This window comes from Clostridium sp. CX1 (assembly GCF_025398335.1).
Lineage (GTDB): Bacteria > Bacillota > Clostridia > Clostridiales > Clostridiaceae > Clostridium_AM > Clostridium_AM tanneri.
On record NZ_JAODOO010000012.1, the window covers coordinates 95,857 to 117,050 of the forward strand.

At 31.5% G+C, this 21,194-nt stretch carries 14 protein-coding genes and 1 riboswitch; of the genes, 2 read left to right on the top strand and 12 right to left on the bottom strand.

What is annotated here, in order from left to right:
• Nucleotides 1-18 precede the first annotated feature (18 nt).
• Together N4T77_RS13990 and N4T77_RS13995 are read right to left on the bottom strand one after the other, a co-directional pair.
• Complete coding sequence (locus N4T77_RS13990; protein WP_261672428.1) at nucleotides 19-2,178, bottom strand: sensor histidine kinase KdpD; 2,160 nt, start codon at nucleotides 2,176-2,178, stop codon at nucleotides 19-21.
• Nucleotides 2,153-2,857 (bottom strand): response regulator transcription factor, encoded by a 705-nt coding sequence (locus N4T77_RS13995; protein WP_261672429.1) that lies wholly within the window; start codon nucleotides 2,855-2,857, stop codon nucleotides 2,153-2,155. The genes N4T77_RS13990 and N4T77_RS13995 overlap by 26 nt, the downstream gene beginning before the upstream one ends.
• 331 nt (nucleotides 2,858-3,188) lie before the next feature.
• Here N4T77_RS13995 and N4T77_RS14000 point away from each other — a divergent pair, with 331 nt between their 5' ends.
• Both N4T77_RS14000 and N4T77_RS14005 read left to right on the top strand, forming a co-directional pair.
• Nucleotides 3,189-4,583: an MATE family efflux transporter gene (locus N4T77_RS14000; RefSeq protein WP_261672430.1), complete on the top strand. Its 1,395-nt coding sequence runs from the start codon at nucleotides 3,189-3,191 to the stop codon at nucleotides 4,581-4,583.
• A 202-nt stretch (nucleotides 4,584-4,785) separates the two neighbouring features.
• A complete protein-coding gene (locus N4T77_RS14005; RefSeq protein ID WP_261672431.1) occupies nucleotides 4,786-6,198 on the top strand; it encodes a PdaC/SigV domain-containing protein in 1,413 nt (470 codons plus the stop codon).
• Nucleotides 6,199-6,334: 136 nt separating this feature from the next.
• On the opposite strand, the gene N4T77_RS14010 is transcribed toward N4T77_RS14005, so the two are convergent.
• From N4T77_RS14010 to N4T77_RS14055, 10 genes are all read right to left on the bottom strand, one after another.
• Nucleotides 6,335-7,693: a DUF6179 domain-containing protein gene (locus tag N4T77_RS14010; protein WP_261672432.1), complete on the bottom strand. Its 1,359-nt coding sequence runs from the start codon at nucleotides 7,691-7,693 to the stop codon at nucleotides 6,335-6,337.
• Entirely contained in the window at nucleotides 7,693-8,184 is a 492-nt protein-coding gene (locus tag N4T77_RS14015) for a DUF6323 family protein (RefSeq protein WP_261672433.1), read from the bottom strand. Before N4T77_RS14015 ends, N4T77_RS14010 begins: the two co-directional genes overlap by 1 nt.
• Before the next feature lie 200 nt (nucleotides 8,185-8,384).
• Entirely contained in the window at nucleotides 8,385-9,611 is a 1,227-nt protein-coding gene (locus N4T77_RS14020; protein WP_261672434.1) for an MFS transporter, read from the bottom strand.
• A gap of 496 nt (nucleotides 9,612-10,107) precedes the next feature.
• On the bottom strand, nucleotides 10,108-11,451 hold the full coding sequence (locus N4T77_RS14025; protein WP_261672435.1) for a glycoside hydrolase family 113: 1,344 nt from the start codon (nucleotides 11,449-11,451) through the stop codon (nucleotides 10,108-10,110).
• A 336-nt stretch (nucleotides 11,452-11,787) separates the two neighbouring features.
• Nucleotides 11,788-14,895 (bottom strand): cell wall-binding repeat-containing protein, encoded by a 3,108-nt coding sequence (locus tag N4T77_RS14030; RefSeq protein WP_261672436.1) that lies wholly within the window; start codon nucleotides 14,893-14,895, stop codon nucleotides 11,788-11,790.
• 311 nt (nucleotides 14,896-15,206) lie between these two features.
• On the bottom strand, nucleotides 15,207-16,181 hold the full coding sequence (locus N4T77_RS14035; RefSeq protein WP_261672462.1) for a D-alanyl-D-alanine carboxypeptidase family protein: 975 nt from the start codon (nucleotides 16,179-16,181) through the stop codon (nucleotides 15,207-15,209).
• Nucleotides 16,182-16,272: 91 nt separating this feature from the next.
• A complete protein-coding gene (locus N4T77_RS14040; RefSeq protein WP_261672437.1) occupies nucleotides 16,273-17,397 on the bottom strand; it encodes a sensor histidine kinase KdpD in 1,125 nt (374 codons plus the stop codon).
• Entirely contained in the window at nucleotides 17,387-18,085 is a 699-nt protein-coding gene (gene vanR, locus N4T77_RS14045) for a VanR-ABDEGLN family response regulator transcription factor (protein WP_261672438.1), read from the bottom strand. The genes N4T77_RS14040 and vanR overlap by 11 nt, the downstream gene beginning before the upstream one ends.
• 346 nt (nucleotides 18,086-18,431) lie before the next feature.
• A riboswitch (cobalamin riboswitch) is annotated at nucleotides 18,432-18,607 on the top strand.
• A gap of 497 nt (nucleotides 18,608-19,104) precedes the next feature.
• Nucleotides 19,105-20,607, bottom strand: a complete 1,503-nt coding sequence (locus tag N4T77_RS14050; RefSeq protein ID WP_261672439.1) for a PH domain-containing protein — start codon at nucleotides 20,605-20,607, stop codon at nucleotides 19,105-19,107.
• Entirely contained in the window at nucleotides 20,597-21,091 is a 495-nt protein-coding gene (locus tag N4T77_RS14055) for a PH domain-containing protein (protein WP_261672440.1), read from the bottom strand. Before N4T77_RS14055 ends, N4T77_RS14050 begins: the two co-directional genes overlap by 11 nt.
• Between the last annotated feature and the right edge of the window lie 103 nt (nucleotides 21,092-21,194).

Genomic DNA, 21,194 nt, shown 5'->3' on the forward strand with positions numbered 1-21,194 from the left:
ATAGAAAAGGCCTATTTACTATATAGCTTTTTTTTCAAAAGTAATTGTAACCTTAAATAAGTCTCCATCGACAATTACATTTAGTTCTCCACCTTGAAGTTCTACAAAGCTTTTTGCTATAGCTAACCCTAAGCCTGAACCCTCTGCACTCCGTGATTTATCTCCTCTTACAAACCTTTCTACTATCTCATCTACATTAAAATCTATTTCATTTGCTGCCATATTTTTTAGGGTTATTTCTACCTTGTCTTCTCTTGAATCAATGTCTATATAAACTCTAGAACCCTTCATGGCATACTTAGTTATATTAATTATTAAATTTTCGAATACTCTAAAGATACGCTGGCTGTCTAGAGGCACTATTACCTTTGATTTCGGATAATTTGTTTTTACTATTAATGATGATTTTGATATTTTATCATCTAATTCAAGTAAAGTTTGTTTCATTAAGTCCACCACATCTACATCTACAATATTTAATTGTATGTTTCCACTTGTGGCTTTACTAACTTCAAATAAATCCTCTATTAACTCCTTCAATCTTTGGGATTTCCTATCCAGGGTTTCTAAATATTCCTTTCTTTTTTCCACTGAGAGAGTTTCATCTTTTAGCAAATCTACATAGGTAATAATAGATGTTAAGGGCGTCTTTAGGTCATGAGAAACATTAGTAATAAGCTCTGTCTTCATTCTCTGGCTTTTTACTTCTTCATCAACAGCTTTTTTAAAACCCTTTTGTATACTTTCCATTTCCTTCTTAAAAGCATTAAACACCCCTAAATTTTCTTCAATAGTTACATCCAAATTGCCTTCAGCTATTTTATTTGCAGCTTCAAGAAGCTTGTTATATTGATTACTAATATTATTATAATGTTTTCTTATCATTACAAATAGTATGCCAGTGTATATTATTGCCCCTATTATTCCTAAAAACCACAGACAGCTAATTAGTGATACTATAGCTAGATTTATTCCTAATAATGTTGCTATTTTCTTAGTATTCTTCTCTTTTAGATCTACATTTTTTAAATAATCATAAAACCTTTTATTAACTCTTCCAATAAATTTTAAAATTCTATACATGAAAGAGTTTATTTTTATATACTCCTTAATTCCAGTGTTTAGAATGTGCTTTGCAATAATACTAACAGTAAATAATATTCCAAAACATAAAAACCAATAAAGAACATTTATTACATCTATACCTCTATAAATAGCAGCTTGGCTAAAACTTATTGGTAAAATCTTAGATAAATCTCCATTTATTGTGCTTGTAATAACAAGCTCCGGTGCCTGGTATAGGAGTACAGACAGGATAGAAATTATAAGAATAATCATCTCTACAGGTATTGCAGCAATCTTTTTAAATCCAATTAGTTCCTTTTCTATTTTATACGGAATTATAAGTGCAGCTATTAATATGCAAAGAGAAGCTATAATGATAAAAAATACCGATGCATCTTTGTAAGCATTAATTTCATTGTTCTCTTTGTATAAGGATATTGAATCCTTATATTTTAATTCTTTAGGAACAGCATAAATATAGGTCATATTCTTAATAGGTTTCATCTCTAGACGTTCTCTACTAGTTATCTTATTATTTTTAAACTGCCATAGGATATTTGTCACATCCGCACCATAAAGCTTTTTAATTATGCTATTTCCTTGATCATCATATTCAATAACTATATAAAAACTATAGTTGTTATTAAGAGATTGAAGATTAGTACTATCATCTAATAAAGACTTTATACTACCTTTGTTTCTTTCCTCCACTAACTTACTATCTTTTTCTATAGCATAGTATTCCAGGTTCATTAGTTGTTGATCTAAATTTCTCTTATGTTCATATATCTCTTCATTAAATCTATTTTTATAATTATCTATGTCATCATGTATATAATCATCGTACTTTTTATCGAGATTTAAAATAACATCGGAAGGTTCAATATTCTTATTTTCCTTTTTCTTAAGAGTATCAAAATATATGCTGTAATTGCTATTTACTATGTCATTTAGAAAATCTCCTCTTTCGAAAATATTATATTCATATTTCTTGCTGTTTTCTTTTATTATAGGATATACAGAATACATTGCTAAAGAAGAGGCTATTAATACTAATAAAGTAACTATAGTTATAATGTACTTGCCTTTACTGTTTTTCAATTTTATATCCAACGCCCCACACCACCTTCAAATATTTTGGATTTTTAGGATTTATCTCTATCTTTTCTCTTATGTTTCTTACATGAACCATTATTGTATCTGTGTTTATGGCATGCTCATTCCAAATCTTTTCATATATCTCTTCTGCAGGAAAAACTCTTCCTGGATTTTTCATAAGTAACGCAAGAATTTTAAACTCGCTAGGAGTAGTTTTTACCATATTTCCATCTACAGTTACCTCTTTTGTGTCTATATTAAGTTCTAAGCCTCCTATTATGTAAACATTGTCCTGCCTACCTGTTCCCTTAACCATATTTAAAAACTTAGTATATCTTCTGAGCTGGGAATTTACCCTTGCCAAAAGCTCAAGAGGTTTAAAGGGCTTTGTTACATAGTCATCTGCCCCTATATTGAGTCCCATTATTTTATCAACTTCCTCAGATTTTGCAGATAATATTATTACTGGAAAATCATAATCTTTTCTAAGCCTCATAGTAAAAGTTATACCATCCATCTTAGGCATCATTACATCTACAATTGCTAGATGTATGTCTTCTTTTTCTATTATTTCTAATCCTTCCAATCCATTATGTCCAATAAAAACTTTATATCCTTGATTTACCAAATAAGCTTCTATTGCAATGGCTATATCTACCTCATCTTCTACCACTAAAATATTATATATATTCATTTCTTCCCATCCCTCTTTCTATGAAATCATTCTAAATTATATAATATCATAGTTACTTCACTCTATAGTCTTTTTACCCTTCCCTTATTTCTCTACCTTTATGATACACCTAGTTTTTAAAGATAACCTTGTGATAATTCTAAAGAATTTCTAAAGATTGTCCTGACAAATAAAAAGATGATGAATACTAAATATTTTTCATCACCCTTCAAACTTGTGATATAAAAACTACAGCCTTTTCTAAGACCCTTGACTATATGGTTATATATCCCTTATTATAACAATGGGAAAATGTGTATACAGGAATAGTATATAAAGACAGGAGTTGTGTATGTTAAATATAAAAAAGCCTTTGTTTCAAAATAAAGAAATGATAATTACAGTATTTGCATTGGCATGGCCTTCTATAGTAGAACAAGCACTGCAAACTTTAGTGCAATATGCAGACTCGGCCATGGTAGGCAGAATAGGAGCTGAGGCTTCTGCCGCTGTAGGACTAACAACTACAGTAACCTGGCTAATAAATGGACCTTTTTTTGCTATGGGAATTGGTGTCCTAGCTTATATAGCTTCATCTATTGGTGCTCAAAAATATGAAAAAGCAAAAATTGCAGCTGTTCAGTCCATTATAATTACAATTATATTAGGAATTGCTGTGGGAATACTTATGTTGTCCATTAGTCCCTTCCTACCAAAGTGGTTGGGAGCTGCACCGGAAATTCAAAGGGATGCTTCAATTTATTTCGGCATCATATGCCTTCCTATGTTGTTTCGTGCTTCCAGCATAATCTTTGGAGCTGTACTTCGTGCTACTGGGGACATGAAAACCCCAATGGTGGTTAACCTTATTATGAATATTATCAATATACTTTTAAATTACATATTGATTTATGACAGCAGAACAGTATCTATAGGTAATTTTAGCTTTTTTGTCTATGGTGCTGGACTAGGGGTGGTTGGCTCTGCTACTGCAACTGCAATTTCTCACTGCATAAGTGGTACCTTGATGTTTGTTGAACTTTACAGAAACAAAATAATATCTCCTAAAGGTGAAAAAATTAAACTCCACAAGCCAATTATGAAAAGATGTATTCAGATAGGCTTCCCTGTGACCTTGGAACGGGTTACAACCTGTCTTGGACATGTTGTTTTTACGGCATTAGTCACTAAATTAGGTACTATTGCCCTTGCTGCCCACTCCATTGCACTAACAGCGGAGCAAGCCTTTTATATTCCAGGCTATGGTATGCAGGCTTCTGCTTCAACACTGGCTGGAAATGCTTTAGGTGAGAGAAATGAGAAAAAACTTCATAATGTATCTGTTACAATAATAGGAATTGCCGTTGCTATTATGACAATAACCGGTGCTATACTTTTTCTATTCCCAAATGTTATGATGTCTATTTTTACTAAAGATCCTAAGGTAATTCAATCTGGTGCTTCCGCTTTACGTATTGTAGCTATTTCTGAACCAATGTTTGGTGCTCTTATCATTTTAGAAGGTATCTTTAATGGTGTAGGAGAAACTAAAATACCATTTTTAATTTCATTACTTACTATGTGGGGTATTAGGATTTTATCAACTTTTTTATGTGTTTCTGTATTTGGTCTTGGTTTAAATGCGGTATGGCTTTGCATGGTAGCAGACAATGTTGTACGTTTTATCCTTCTTACAATTTGTTTTATCAGCGGACGCTGGAAACGTAATCTTCAGTTTACTCAATAAACTTCAAGTAGGCCTTATCCCTGCTTGAGGTTTATTTTATGTAATGATAATAAAAAATTTATTTATATTACAAATTGAAATTATTAATTCTTTTGTAACCAATTTTTAAACTATTTGTAAGGGTTTTGTAACCACTCTTTATGATTTGTAAAGTATATTATATACATAACACCAAACATAACAAATTAAGGAGCGGATATTGATGAAAAAAATACTTTGTTTAGGATTAATTGGAATGTTAAGTCTGGAAGGTACTTACTTTGTAAAGGCAGCACCAACACCTCAACATACTCCCATTGTATATGTGAAAGATACACAAGTCACTGCCCAATCTAAAGTAAAAATTTCAACAAAGGAAATAAAAGATATTAAGGAAGCTTACCAAATTGATTTAAAAATTCCAGTGCTAGAAGGAATAGAAGATAAGGAAATTCAAACTTCCATTAATTCTTTCATAGAAAAGGATGCACTTGCTTTTGCGGAAGATATAAAAAATCAGGGACTTCAGTTTGCCAAGGATTCAAAAAAACAAGGCTCTAAAGTAAGACCCTATACTGCTTCTACTAGTTATAAGGTTACCTATAATCAAAAGAACATAGTAAGTATATCTTGCACTTACTATAATTATACCCTTGGAGCTCATGGAAACTCCCAAATAAAAACCTTTAACTTTGATTTAACTACTGGAAAAGAGCTTTCTTTAAAAGATCTATTTGATAAAAGTGAAGATTATTTTTCTATTATAAATGAAGAAATTCAAAGGCAAATTAAGGCAGATCCAAATAAATATTTTACAGAAAAAGACAATAACTTTGTTACCATTACATCAAATCAACCTTTTACAATAGAAGATGGTAATATAACTCTTTATTTCAGCTTATATGAAATTGCACCATATTCAACAGGTATTCCAGAATTTAAAATTCCCTTCTCCCTATTTAAGAAGGGAGTAAAAACAGGAATAGAGCTGAAGAAGGATTCTATAAAAGTTGTACCAGAGTTAACATCTGAAAAGAATGATGTTTTAAGCTCCGATATACAAGTTCCAGTACTAAAGAATTTAAAGAATGAAAAACTTCAATCTGAAATAAATAAAGCTTTTAAGGATAGAGTTCTGCAGATTAAAGACCAAATGACAATTGAAGGAAAAGAGGCCTCAGAAGATGCTAAAAATTACGGTTATGAAGCTAGGCCTTATAGTCTATCTGCAGATTACTACATCTCTTACAATGAAAAAAATATTTTAAGTATCACCAGCACCTATTATCAATACACCGGTGGTGCCCATGGAAGTACCCTTATGGAAACTTCTAATGTAAATTTAAAAACTGGAGAAAAAATAGCACTGAAGGATTTATTTAAAGATGGAGTTAACTATAAAAAACTAATTACCGAAGAAATAAAGAAACAAATTGTTTCAGATGATAGATTCTATTCTGATGCTTCTGCTGCATTGAATACAATTTCAGACAATCAATCTTTTTACATTGCAGAAGATGGTATAGTGATCTACTACCAATCCTCCGAAATAGCTCCTTATGCCGCTGGCATTCCTGAATTTAAAATTCCATTCTCTATGTTAAAAGATAGTTTAAAGCTTGATGTAGTTCATTAGTTTTAATTTAAAAATCAAAGACATTGAGTTAACTTCCATTGATCCAATGTCTTTATTTTTGTTAAAAATCTACACCATTCTGGTTACCTTTCAAATTTGTAATACTACTATCTAGAGAATATCCCCTTAAATGTGGTTATATATCAATACCTTGAGATATTTTAATTATGTCTTCTTTTTTCCTATCATCCAAGCTCTCTAAATACTCCTTAAATTTTCCACGCCATTCCTTGTCACTTTCAGTGCCATAATCAATATCTAAAACTTTATCATTAGATATAACCACCATTAATAGTGCTACTTCAAAATCATCTAGAGCTTTAAAAATATCAATAAATTCATCATCAAATATACAATCAGCACTAAACACATCTACTAAATCCTTTAAGCTATGAAATTCTTCCCTTATAATCTCTATTTTCTCTTCTACCTTGCTACAATCCCTAATCTCCTCAGTTATATATCTAAATTTACTATTCTCTAAACTTTCTCCATCCTCATATTTAAGCATATTTTCCTCTGACTTGTTTAAGGTAATAAATATATTTTCTAAAGTATCATTTTCAATATGTTTTTTTATTTCTGGTGCAACCTGACAAAGAGTTCTATTTATATATTCCATAAGCTTTTTATCCCTAATAGAAAGCTCCTTACGGAGTTTTTCTTCTGCCTGAAAAATTAATTTCTTAAACTCTAGTTGAGATAAGTTTTTCATAATGCTTTTAAGATATGCTCTATCCCCTTTAGTTATCTCTAAAGACCTTCCTTCTTTTCCCGCTAGGATGCGTCCTAGATAATTAATAAGAACTAACTGAAAAATATTTATTAACATGTGATTAGAGTCCTTATTAAAGCCTTTTAATAAAGCTTCAATCTCTGCACAGTTGAAATATGAACAAAACTTATTTTCAAGAATTACTTTATTTAAATAATCCTTTATATACTCAATTCCTACTAAATATCTTTCACTAATAGCCAGTGGATAATCTATAGATCCTGGGATTCCTTGACTGGCAAACCTAGGGTCATACTCTTTAAAAAATAATGGAATTCCATAATCAATAGTATCTATATATGCGTAATTTTCTGTTTTCACTCTAGTTTCTTTTGTAATCTCTAATAACCTTTGGCATTCATCTATCTTAGCCCTTAATACTTTTTCACCCTGGGCAAATAAATACTTTATCTCCTTCTTTTTAATTAAGGCTATACTTTCCTCCATCGTTGGCTGGCTTTTTAAAAATATTCCCAGTGTATAATAAACAGATAGCATAATTTGCTCTGCAATTTCCACCCTAAGGGAAGAACTCTTGTTTTTTGTATAATAGCCTACCATTTCTTTTAAGATATTTAACACTTGAAGCTGAATACTTTCAATATCCTTTATCTTTAACAAATTCTTTGAATGAAGCACCTGTAATAGAGATTGAAAGTAATGTTCTTTACTTAATAAATCTTCAAAATCACCTTTTTTATTTATAATAAAGTTGTCCATTATTCTTCTTCATCTCCCTTCTCATATCTCTCTATGTCTTCATCCACATCTAAATAATCAACCATTCCATACTTTATATTATGGGCTATTTTATCTAGGTACTTATATCTAAGAAGTTCTATATCCCCCTGACACCTATTGTCAAAGTACTCTTTCATCAAATTAATTAATTCCTCATCACTTATCTCTTCCATTGTTTCATTTTTATAATAGTAAAAAGTTTCTATAAGGTCATCTATAATTTCAACATAGTTATGCTGTAAAATATAAGGTGAATCACAAAAGTTAGAAATAATTTTCGTTATTATCCCTCCACCAAATTCTACTCTACCATTGCCCTTTAAAACTTCAGTTCTCCTTTCAATAATTGCTGTTATATCTTTGTCAGAAAGCTTTAAACCGTATTCTAAGGTTTTTTCGTTAATCTGCTGAAGTTCTATAAATGCCTGCTTAATTATCATAGAGTTTGGAATAGCCATGATAGAATTCATTATAAATTCCCTCCTAAACTTTTTTAATTTTTCTATTGACTTTTTATTTTAAATGTGTTATGATATAATTGAATATATTATAATATTTAACTGCATATAATTTTATCACTGCCTTTATTTTAAGTCAATGATATTTTTTATATTTACATAAAATTAGTCAAAAACCCTCAACAGTATTGTTGAGGGTTTATCTTTAAAACTTATATTTCAGGTTCTGAAGCCGATTTACCAGCTTCAATTAATGCCTTATCACCAATTAGGAAAAAACTCTGAGCAAACATCAGAATACCGGTTATAATAAGCAGCCATTCTATCCTTATGATATCAGCCAATGGTCCAAATATAAGCATTCCCATAGGCATCATAACACTTGATATCATAGCCAGAACTCCAAATACTCTACCTAGAAAATCTCCTTCTACCTTCTCCTGTAATAAAACTGTAGATGGCGTATTAAACATTGGCATAGCAACTCCGATTAAAAACATAAAAACAAGATAGATCCAAAACACAGGGATAACTCCAAGTGCAAGGGTACTTATTCCAGTAATAAGGCATGACATTGTCATTGTATGAATTCTATTTTTAAAGCCACCCCAGTAAGCCATAATCATACCACCTGCCATCATTCCTACAGAAAAAGTAATTTCAATTGCAGTAAGACGCCAAACATCATTACCAAAGGTACGTGAAACCTGCAGAGGCGTTAAAAACGCAGCCGGTGACACGAGGATAAAGAAAAAGGCACAAAATACAAAAAATTTCTTAACATATTCATGGTTTTTGATATAGTAAAACCCTTCAGCCATATCACTAAAGTAGCTGACTGCTTGCTTCTCCATTGCTTTTCCATGAGCCGGAACATGCAAAAACAGAAGTAATGTTAATACTCCTATAGCTGCTGTAAAAACATCTATAAAAAATATTGCTTCTATAGAAGCCATAGTTAAAAGTGCACCACTAAGCATAGGAGACACAAGCATAACCAGTGATTGTATACTGCTATTTGTTGCATTCACCTTTGTAAGTTTATCCTCAGGCACAAGTTGTGGAATAAAGGCTCCAACAGCAGGAATTTGTATTGCTGCACCTAGCGCACGTATGGCAGAAACAACAAAGAGAAGCCATGTATATTTATATCCCATAAGAAATAGTATAGCTAAAACTAGAGTTGATGCTGCAATCATAGAATCCGATAGAACAATCAGCATTTTACGATTATAACGATCAGCCCACACTCCTGCAAAGGGAGATAGGAAGAATGTAGGTAAAAACCCACAAATAATGGCTATGGTCATCATTACACCAGATTGTGTTTGCAGTGTGATATACCAGGTAATTGCATACTGAACCAGAGAAGACCCAAATAAAGATATGGTCTGGCTGGTTAAAAATAATATTACATTTCTTTTCCAATTTGTATTCATATTCGTCATATACACCTCTACTATTTTTTTACATATAATTTATTGCGGCATTAGTTATTATACCCTAATGATTATAGCGAATTTCATCTTCATCCTCCATTCTAACTGAAATAAAAAAGCATAGATCGGTCACCTATGCTTAGAGTAAAGGGAATAACTTCCTCATTTCCTATTCTATTTTAAAGAACACAAAAAGAGGGTAGATTTGTCTCTCCCTCTTGAAGGCATACTTCTATACCGTTAATAAGGTTTTCTTAAAAATAGGCAGACCAATCCCGATTACTCTACACATAGGCAGAGCCTTTAGCACTATTAAGTTAGTTACATAAAGAAAAAAATCGAAATCTTATATAAAAAACACCCATTTTTAAGCAATCCTCCATTCTTTTAAGCGTATCTATATGATAGCATACATATTTAACCATTGCAATGTAAATACTTGAAAATAAGTATTACCTTACAACCATTTAAACTTCTGTAATTCTACACCCATCCTTTAATTCTTATTGTACCAATTCTTTATAACTGAAGTACTTTGCTCACTAGGATAATAACGTTTATCAGCACTAGTCTCACCTATTGAAAATACAGAAAATCCTAAAAACCATGGTTCATTCTCAAATTCTCTTCTATAAGCCTCAAAGCAGTTAGCCTGCTCCACATCATTTATAATATTATTTTCATCTGGATTCCAAGGTTCAGCCGAGGCCTTATTAATTCTAGGAAAACCAAGCTCTCCAAAGAAAATTTGTTTATCCCACTTATCATGCAATCCTTTTATTTCTTCTTTTATCTTTTGCTTTCTATTGGGATTTTGTGTACTTTCTATAGCCTTAACTAAATCTTCTACTGTATTTGTATCCTTACCTGAAGATTTATCTGTAAGCTCAAAGTAAGCTGCAATAGAAATAAAATCTAACTTGGAGAACATTCTGTTGTTTAGTTTGCTTTGGTATCCTTCTGCTGTATACCACCAGCCCGTTCTGTAGGTTACTAATCCATCATAGCGCTCTCTAACATAGTCTATGGTATCGCACCAATATCCTTCTGCATATTCCAGGTTATTAAAGCTTGACCCTATATTTATAGCATCTACATTATATGGATTGGCAATATTATCAATTAATGACTTCAATACAGTTGTCTTCCAGTTCCAAAAGAAAGTATTTATATTGTCTGGACTCCAATTAGTTTCAGGATCATCTCCATCATTTATCCATGGGTAAGGTTCTAATATTATATTTATATTTTTATCTTTCAATTCCTTTATTAGATTTATTGCCTTTTCTTCACTATACTTGTCTACCGTCATGGCACTTGAAGATAAGTTATCTATTCTTATTACTACAGGTATATTCAGAGTGTTCAATTGGAATTTGTCTATATCACTTAAAGCCTGCTCAATACTATAATCTGTAGCTAAGTTACCTGATTTTATCTTTGTTTTCAAATCTTTGTTTAAGGTTTTATCTTTATCACCGACAGAGAAATCTAATTTATATTCATTTTTCAATGCTTTCCCTGTAGTAGAATATATATTATTTCCTATTTTTAGCACATATTTTTCTCCTGATAAGTACCCCTCTTCTGGAGCTGTTACTTTGACTACTTTCTTGTCTTCTCCTTGTTGAACTCCTATGTTTACTTTAGTTCCTTTGCTATCAGTCACTGTTATAGCATCTCTAGTTAAATTTTCTAAAGCAACCTCACTATTAAATTTAACTATCCATGTTTTGTTTGAATCTACTACCTGATTGTCTATAAACTCTGCTGCTTGTACACTAGGTGCTGTCATCAAAAGAATAGTACAAAGAAATCCTGTTACAATTTTACTCTTCAAGTTATCTCCTCCTTATTACTCTATAAAACCAAATTTTTGACAGTATGTCAATATAATCCACTGGATTTCTTAAATTTTAGCCATCACAAAACAGTAAAGACTTCTAGCATTTTCGTCAGTAAGAAAACAGCTGATAGATTAAATACTTACTGATTTATAATAGATTTTATGTATTTGTAAACCAAGGGGCTGTCGCATTAAGAAATTTATATACAATATACTGGTTTGCAACTCAATAACAAACACAATATGTTGTAAAATTTACTCTTAGTGCGACAGCCCCAATTGATCATCCATATTTATACTCTTTTTATTTCCTCTTTATATAGTTTATAACTATTTGAACACCTTATCTACTACAGATGGAGGCACTACAGCTTCTCCGCCAATGACATATTTCATTTTTATATAGGATTTTAAACTACCTAGTCTATGGATAATATCTCCATTATTAGCCATACCTTCATCCATAAGAATAATAGGACTGCCAAAGGTTGCTGCTAGGGCTGATCCTGATAAAGCATCTGCAAATCCCTGACCAGAAGCAATTATAGTTATTCCAAAGTAAAAAGGAAATCTTTCCATAACCTTTATATTAGTTTCATATCTATCCCTTCCACCTATCCTCTCAACATTCGGCAGCTTATTTGCTACATCTTCATTGATGACCCCTGTTCCTCCTATTAAATAGGTTTTATTTACACCATAAACTGAAATAAATTCTTCTATGCCTTCTGACAACTTGCTGCCTTCTGTTAAAAGAATTGGTATCTGTGAATCTGCTGCATAGGAGGCTATAGACAGGGCATCTGGAAAGTTAGCTCCTGAAACTACAAATATCTCTCCAGCGCTTCCTATATAGTCAGCTACAGCCAGTGAAGTTTCATATCTATCATTTCCGCTCAATCTTGTTATGCTAATCCCTTTTGCTGCCAACTTATTTTCTATATTCTTTGATACAGAAGCAGTTCCTCCAATAATAAAGACTTCCTTTACTCCTAGCCTTGATATTTCTGCTTCGGTGCTTAGCATAAGTGCACTGGGATTAGTTAATAGTATAGGAGCTCCATATGTTCTAGCTAAGGGTGCTGCACTTAATGCATCCGGAAAATCCTCTCCAGAAGCAAGTACTAAATAATGGGAACTTGCCCATTGCTTTGAAACATTTACGCTAGTTTCATACCTATCAATACCTTTGATACGGTTAAATTCCTTTCCTGTGTTAAAGCTTATACTATAAGAATCATTGTATAAGGTATTTACAGAATCATTTACTGCCTTAGAATCTATGTTTAAAGTAAAATTGGTGTTATAAGATAAAGCCTCATGTTCTATAACTAGTAAACCATCCTGAACATAAGCGTTAACCTCATAATTCTTGCCACTGTCTTTTATAGTAATCTTTGAGCTATCAACTGTCTCTATATCATAGTCAAACTTTACGACTATAGGATAGTCTGGAGGTACATCTACATCTCCATTACTGATACTTGAATTTTGTACAGTTAGCTTTTTTATATCTGGTTTAGCATTTATAGATTTCATTGTAATATTATCAAAATAGTGAAGCTTCCCAAAGTTATCGAAAATTAGGATGTTCTTTTCATGAGTAGGTATAGTATTTATTAGTTTCATAGAGCTTAGACTATATACCCCAGATTTTCCTACCATAATATTCTCTTTTTCATATACTGCATATATAGGCTCCGGTAAAGCTACAGGAGCTTTAGTAAGATCCTTGGCATTAAAAAGCTTATCACTACCTATTACTTTATTTTCATTTTCAGTTAAAAATACAGGCGTATCTATAGGATAATTATTGCTGGCTAAGTGTTCTATCTTAGAACTTTCTTCAAGTTTAATGCTATTTCCATTTACAGAGTACTTCATTACATTATTGGCTTCAAAACCTGATGGAAAGCTATATTCATTTAACTTATAAAAGTATTTGCCATCAGCAGTAAACTTGATATCTCCTACCTGATCTATAGGTGCCCCGTAATTAATTTGCACAAAGGTGTCTGAATCAAAAACCAAAAGTGCTGGACTTGCATCACCAGTTATAACATATAATTTATTTCCTTTTTCATATATATGTCTATGTCCATTTACCAGATCAGCTTTTGGTGCCGTAGCAAATTTTAAGTTACCAATATTAGCAAGTGTACTTAAATCAATTTTACTAACTAAATATTGAGTATCATCATTTACAATATAAAGTTTTGTACCATCTTCTGATAAGGTTATTGCAGAAGGTCTGTATTTTAAATCTACAGTTCTCTCTAAAGCATCTGTAGCAGCATCGAAAATCAACAGCTTGTTAAAAGCAGAATCCACTGAATATACTTTATTTTTACTGCTGTCATATACCGCTGAAATAATTTTGTTCGGAATAGCACCCTCTGATGGGTTGTCTAAACTAAGAGCATCTAATATATTTTGCTTAAATATATTATTTATAGTGTACTTTCCTGCATTATCCTTAGTCACCGTTATAATTTTGTTATCTTGTGCAAATATATTCTGTATATTAGAAGGAGTTTTATACTTTCCTAAAAGTTTAAAATTGCTATAATCATAAACACTTATTATATTTTCACTTGATGCAGTGTAAAACTTGTTTGCTGCAGTATCAAAAGCTATGTCTTTAAATTCACCCTTTATAGCGGTCACATAAGTCATATCATTTCCTTTATCATTTGTAGCGTTAAAAACTGTTCCAGCTGAATTAAAAATATACTTTCCATCAGGAGATATCTTAAAGTAATTATTAGCTGGAAAATCATCATGATAAAGCCATTTATAAAAACTTATTTTGGAACTGCCATTACTTGCATCAAAAGTTCCCATTTGAATAGGACTTGATTTAGTCTCCATAAAATAAATCTTATCCATAGTAGGATGAAGTTGTCCTGCACTCCCCTGATAAATTTTTTCTTCACTAGAACTAACCTCTTTTCCATCTCTAGAGTAGGCTTTTATATAAGTCCACTGATGAGAACCTCCAAATAAATAAATATAGCCCTGCTTATCTACAACAATATCGGAAGGGTCAATATCCACATTAAATTCTTCCCTCAAAGTAAGGCTACCGGCATCAATAATAGCTATAGAGGCTTCTTCAGGGGAATCGCCAAACTGTTGATGTCCACTTTTTAAAAGAGTTACGAATAGTTCTCCCTTAGATAAAGTAAGTCTTTCTGGTGCTAGTGCAAAAGATATACTCTTATGTTCGCCGGTATCATAGTTAATTGAATGGACCTTTTTTCCTGCCATATCTGTGAAATAAAGAATAGGCTTATCCGGATCAGCTATAACCTGTGTTGGAGTAAAATTTAATTCAGTGGAGTTATTTCCATTTTCAGCATGTACTAATAAAAGATTACTAAAGCTTAAACTAATAGTCATCATGAAAATTAGTAAAAGTCTAAATAATTTTTTCATGTATATCCCCCTTGTATGTGCTGTTTGAGATTTGTAAATTTGAAACTAGTAAATTATTTCATCTGTAATCTTAATAGGCACAGATAAAACTATGTTTAACCTCATTCTACTATTGATATCTAATTTTTTATATGGTGTTTTATAGTCAGCGCATCCATAAAACGCTAATAAACTAAAAAACACGGATTAATAAAAGATGCCATCTAAAAAGTTCTGCTTTTTCAGCGGCATCTTAATAAAACCGGTGTTTTTCCTTAGTCTGTTATATTGATATTATATTAATGCTTATACTGTTATCTTCTAGGTTACACTCAACTCTTTTTGTATTTTCCTAATTTGTTATATACAGCGTAAGCATCATCAATGTTGTATTGTTCTGATTTATGATTACCCTTGGCTCCTGCCGTTACAAGTATATACTCCCTGCCACCTTTCTCTGCAAGACTTGCAAGACATAACCCGGCTCTATCTGTATATCCGGTCTTACCGCCTAAAATTCTTCCTCCATCAATAACTGGGTTTTCCATGTTTTTAAACATTGTGCTGTGGAATGTAATCCCCTCTGGATGTTTGTTAGTAGGTGTTGTGGAATAACGCGAAGAAGTAAAAATATCTTTAAAAGTATTGTTTTTTAAGGCATAGCTCAAAAGTATTGATAAATCTCTTACTGTAGTATAGTGATTACTATCTTGAAGCCCAGTGGAATTGGTAAAGTGTGTATCTCTCATTCCCAATGCCATTGCTTTTTGATTCATTATCTCTACAAATTTTTTCTCTGATCCTGCAATATGGTCTGCAAGTCCAATGGAACATTCTGCTCCACTGGGCAGTATTACACCATAAAGCAAGTCAATTGCTCTGACATTTTCATCTGGTTTAAATCCTGCTATTGATGCATCCTCCTTGTAGAGCTCATGAAAGGTGGAGTTAGAAAGTTTTATATTTTCCTGTAAGTCCTGTAAGTTCTCAATTGCAACTATTGCTGTCATTATTTTAGTTAAAGACGCAGGGTAAATCCTTTGGCTGCTATTTTTCTCCATCAATACAGTGAGATTATCCAACTGAATCAGAATGGCATTTGGACTGTTCAGATTCTTTGATAGTACTGAAAGTGAAGAATCAGGTACTGTGGTTAATAAAGGAGTCTCCCCTGCTTTATTGACCTTAGTTTTTATAAACATGAATTTTCCGTTACTAGTAAAATTGAATATGTAAACAAAAGCAATAATAGCTATTATCAGAAGAACAAAAAACTTAGATTTCTTCTTTTTTATTTTTTCCATAATAAAAACAACTCCTTATTTTGTGATAGCTATATTTAACCACAAAACAAAGAGTCATTTTGGAATTTCCTCTTATGAACTTCTTAAGATTTTCTTATGACGGAAGTTTTACCGTAAATACAGTATGTTCTAGATTACTCTCTACTGTAATGGTTCCACCATGAGCAGTGACGATTTCTTTAGCAATTGCCAAACCCAGTCCAGCTCCGCCGGTATTTGTGGAACGGGCAGAGTCCAACCTATAGAACTTTTCAAAAATAGTGTCCAGCTTTTGAGGAGGAATGGGATCTCCCTGATTTACGAAGGTAATAACCACATTTTCTCCTTGCTGAGCTGCTGAAATATTAATAGTAGTATTTTCATAACTGTATGCAATGGCGTTTTTTAGAATATTATTGAAAACCCGCGCAAGCTTATCTGCATCCCCAAAAAGTATAAGATCCTCTGAAATATGTATCTCTGTCTCTTTTCCCTTTGGAGAGAGCATAGGATAAAACTCGTCAGTCATTTGCTGAAGCATAAAAGCAAGTTTTATTTTTCCTTTATTTAAAACAATAGACTGTAGGTTAAACCTTGTAATTTCAAAAAATTCATTGGTTAACTCCTCCAATCTGTAGGCTTTATTTAAAGCTACTCCAACATATTTCATCCTTTGTTCTGGAGGCATATCTTGTGCTTCATCTAAAAGACTTAGGTAGCCAATTACTGAAGCAAGTGGTGTTTTTAAGTCATGAGCCAAATATGTAATCAAGTCATTTTTTCGCTGCATTTCAGTTTGCATCAATTGCTGATGCCTTTCTGAAGTTGCTTTTATTTTAATAAGCTCTCTTTCAATTTCAGAGTATTTCTGGGGCAGTACCAATTCATCACCGTCTGACTTTATAAATGAATTCATTGACTCCGCAATAAAAGTAATTTCCCTTTTACTTTTATACTGGGCATAAGAATATGCTGAAATACCTACGGATAATGCTAAGATTATTATAAAATTAAGGAATGCAGTAATGAAAAACTGCTTTATTTCATACCAATCTTTAAAAATTGCTCCTATCTTTCCACTACTTGAGTATTCACCATCAACAAAAAACATATTATAAAACCATTCTTTAAATACTCCATTAAATACTTGGTCTACTAGCCATACCATACCTAAAAAAAATAGAATAATTGCAAATATAATAATAGTAGCTTTTAAAATGCTCTCTCCCCTACTTTTCAATTTTATAGCCAACCCCCCATACAGTTTTGATGTACTTTGGATGCTCTGCAGAATCATGCATTTTTTCTCTCAAATGCCGAATATGTACCATTACCGTATTATTATTATTGCTAAAATATTTATCTGCCCATACCTCTTGAAATAATTCCTCTGAACTAACTACACGGCCCCGATTGGAGGCTAACACCCATAAAATAGAAAACTCTGTAGGAGTAAGAGCAAGGGGCTTTTCGTTTAATATGCATTCATGAGTATCCTTGTCTAGAACTAATCCTGAGAATTCAATTAACCTTTCCTCCCGTAATGGTTCATGCGAATTATATTTGGTAAACCTGCGCAGCTGAGCCTTAACTCGAGCAACAAGTTCCAAAGGTCGAAAGGGTTTCGTAATGTAGTCATCTGCACCTAGTGTTAGTCCAGTAATTTTGTCAACCTCTTCTTCCTTTGCCGTCAGCATAATAACAGGAAAATTATGATTTTCCCTGATTTTCTGACAGATAGTAAAGCCATCAACGTCTGGAAGCATAACATCAAGTATGGCAAGCTCTATCTGTTCCGATTTAATGCAATTTAATGCATCTTCTCCATTATAAAATTTGTACACCATAAAATCTTCATTTTTCAAATAAACTTCGATTAGATCTGCTATGGATTGTTCATCGTCTACAACTAAAATATTAATGCTCATAATCTCATCACCTCTTTCCTGATTGCGTATAAATATCTAGTATCATGGTAATATAAAGCAATAATCTATATGGTAGTAATTTTCTTATGAAAACCTTAAGATTCTATTAATATGTCTTTAATATAGTTCTCTTATTAATATAAACAGCCGCCATACAAAATGCAAGTTTTTCATATACAGTTTAAGGGGCTTTTTACACAAATCATAACTTAAGTGTATTATGCATAAGTTAATGCAAAGAAGCTGTAAATAAATATTATAAATATAAATTTAGAGAAGAAATATAAAGAAAATTATGGCAATGCCAAAAATAGTATGATATAATAAATAATGTACTAAAAAGAAAATTAAATATAAAGTTTTAGGTACTTTTATAATGTTTAAAAGGGAAAGTGGTGAAAATCCACTGCAGCCCCCGCTACTGTATACGGAGACGAATTCTATATCCACTGGATTTATCTGGGAAGGAAGAAGGAGAATGATCCGTGAGTCAGGAGACCTGCCTTTTGCTTTTAATTGCTATCTTTCGGAGGGAGAGAAAATGCATAGGAATTATGTTATATTCATAGCTATATTATCTTCAATATAACATTATATGTATTTTAAATTTGTTTATCAGGAACTTCGTAAGAAGTTCCTTTTTATTTTTAGTAAAATGGTGTTAACTTAAATATATTTAATCCCTTATCTTTGCACCTGCTTTTAAGCAGGTGTTATTTTCTTACAGCATAAAGTCCGTCGAAAGCAGTCCATATAGCCATCTCCATCATTGTATGCATTCATCCATATCTATAGTTACAGGCTTTCTTTTATTTACATTTTGTTATTGGCACCCAAACTTCAAACTTTGAATTAGTTGGATCTTCATTTAAATATAGTTCAATATCTGGCTAATTGCTATGAAAGCCTCTCATTTCATGCACAGATATGAAAGGTTTCTCTCCGCACTATATCACTGTATCTAATCATGTCCCAAATGCCAATACTTTTAAAAAAAGGAAGTTCAAAGGACTCCCTAGTTAAAATTTCAAATTTTCTTGTATTTTGTTATAAAGCGATTGATTTATATATTTAACATTAATCACATCTCCTAATTTGTTAGAGTATAAATCTATCTTATAACTACATACTTTAACTCTATTTTGAAATATACCTTGTTTTTTCGTTATTGACTGTACAGCCTCTTCCCTTATTATTGTTGTTACTTTACTCAGTCCCCCACTACTTGCTATTAAAACATTTTTACTTGTGCCTAGAGATGTATTTTTATAATTTAATAGACTAGCGATAAATGATAACACTAAAACAATCAGTATAACAGATAATTTAACATTGTTTGGTACTATCTTTAAGAATATATATGCTGGTACAAGTATTATGACTGGGATTATAATACCCTTTAAAATAAAAGCTATGGAGCTGCTTTTAGGTGGGTTGACCATCTCTCCTTCAAATATCATATCTGACAATACAGTTTTTAAAAAATCCTCTTTAGACTTTTCATCTATTATAGGATATAAAATAGCTTTTTCATCCTTTTCATCACCATAACCAACAGTTATTAGTTCTAGTACTCCTATATTCATAAATTGCTGCAGCAATGTTTGTTTGAATCTTATGCCATATACTTTATTTAGCTTAAAGGAATACTGCTTTTTAGTAAATAAGCCATAAGATATACTTATCTTATCCTTGTAGGTCTCTACCGTAAAATTATTCAGCCTTATCATTTCAAAAATTACTGAAGCTACAACTATAATTATATATACAAAAACAGAAAGAATTATAAATGCTAAAATTATTATGAAAATAGACTTTGATTGGATAGAGTTTAAATTTATATAATTAACAACACTATTAAAAATTTTTAAATGAAAATATTTTAGTATATCATCTAAACCATTAGTTAACGCAAAAAATCCACCTATAGCCCAAAATATCTTGCTTTTCGTTAAAGCATATTTAAATATTTCTTTTGAGGTTATAACCCTTCTGTTTACTAAATGCTCTTCTGTATCTTTATTAAATCTTACCTCTTCAAATACCTCAGCTTCCTTATCTTTATCAATGCTTAAATTTGGGGGAATTTTATTATCTTTATCTATAATACTATTTTTAAGTTCATCTAATCTTTCTTTCTTTACAATAACCAAAAACTCAGATTTTTTGGCAATAACACTGCCTGTATCTACCTTTAATGTATACACTTTAAATATTCTATCAATTAAGCTTTGAGAAGAGTCTATAGTATTAATCTTATCAAAGGGTACCTCTTGCTTAGAAGTCGAAATAACACCTTTTTCCAAAACTAATATGTTATCTTTAATATAAAATATAGTTTTTCTCCACTCTATTATTATAAAAATAATTGACAGCACTAAAATAGCTATAAATCCCAAGAATAGCGGTGATTTAATACCAGTAGTTAAAGCTATAACTCCAAAGACCCATACATTTTTAATAAACTTAATTATTTGCTTTACTACATATGAAAAATGATTTCTATTTGGTCTATATATCATTTTTGTTAACCTTTTCCTTAATTTTTTCTTTTAAATATTCGCCAATTTCATTTGCTTTCTCTATACTCAAATTGGGAATTGTATGACTTCCTCCTGCAGTAAATATATTGATATTTGCAAGTTTGAATATCTTATTTATAGGTCCTTGGTTTATTTTTATATGTTGAACTCTAACTATTGGAATGATTGTTGTTTTAACATAATATATACCTTCCGAAAACTCTATCTTATCCTTTGTGATTATATATTTCCATTGAGCATATTCTATTGAAGGGTATAAGAAAGTATCTAATAAAGAAAGAAAAATTATTATTCCAACAACTATATTTATGCCTAAACTCCAATTTACAAAAAATTTCACTTGGATTTTATATGTGAAGAAATATTTTATAGCTAAAAGTACTAATGTTACTATAATCATTCCTATAAATCTAGCTATCATCCATGATTTTTTAGCATCTTTGTCTAATTTATTATACTGCATTTCTTTCTCCTTTAATGTAATTTTGTTATTATTTTCATAGGCTATCCTCTTTCACAGCTAAATCTTTATAGGTTCTTGTACTAATATAAATGAAGGCAAAGAC

Coding starts and splice junctions, on each gene's coding strand:
- N4T77_RS14050 (WP_261672439.1), bottom strand. CDS start 20,607: ATGATATATAGACCAAATAGAAATCATTTTTCATATGTAGTAAAGCAA.
- N4T77_RS13995 (WP_261672429.1), bottom strand. CDS start 2,857: ATGAATATATATAATATTTTAGTGGTAGAAGATGAGGTAGATATAGCC.
- N4T77_RS14005 (WP_261672431.1), top strand. CDS start 4,786: ATGAAAAAAATACTTTGTTTAGGATTAATTGGAATGTTAAGTCTGGAA.
- N4T77_RS14015 (WP_261672433.1), bottom strand. CDS start 8,184: ATGAATTCTATCATGGCTATTCCAAACTCTATGATAATTAAGCAGGCA.
- N4T77_RS14030 (WP_261672436.1), bottom strand. CDS start 14,895: ATGAAAAAATTATTTAGACTTTTACTAATTTTCATGATGACTATTAGT.
- vanR (WP_261672438.1), bottom strand. CDS start 18,085: ATGAGCATTAATATTTTAGTTGTAGACGATGAACAATCCATAGCAGAT.
- N4T77_RS14020 (WP_261672434.1), bottom strand. CDS start 9,611: ATGAATACAAATTGGAAAAGAAATGTAATATTATTTTTAACCAGCCAG.
- N4T77_RS14010 (WP_261672432.1), bottom strand. CDS start 7,693: ATGGACAACTTTATTATAAATAAAAAAGGTGATTTTGAAGATTTATTA.
- N4T77_RS14000 (WP_261672430.1), top strand. CDS start 3,189: ATGTTAAATATAAAAAAGCCTTTGTTTCAAAATAAAGAAATGATAATT.
- N4T77_RS14055 (WP_261672440.1), bottom strand. CDS start 21,091: ATGCAGTATAATAAATTAGACAAAGATGCTAAAAAATCATGGATGATA.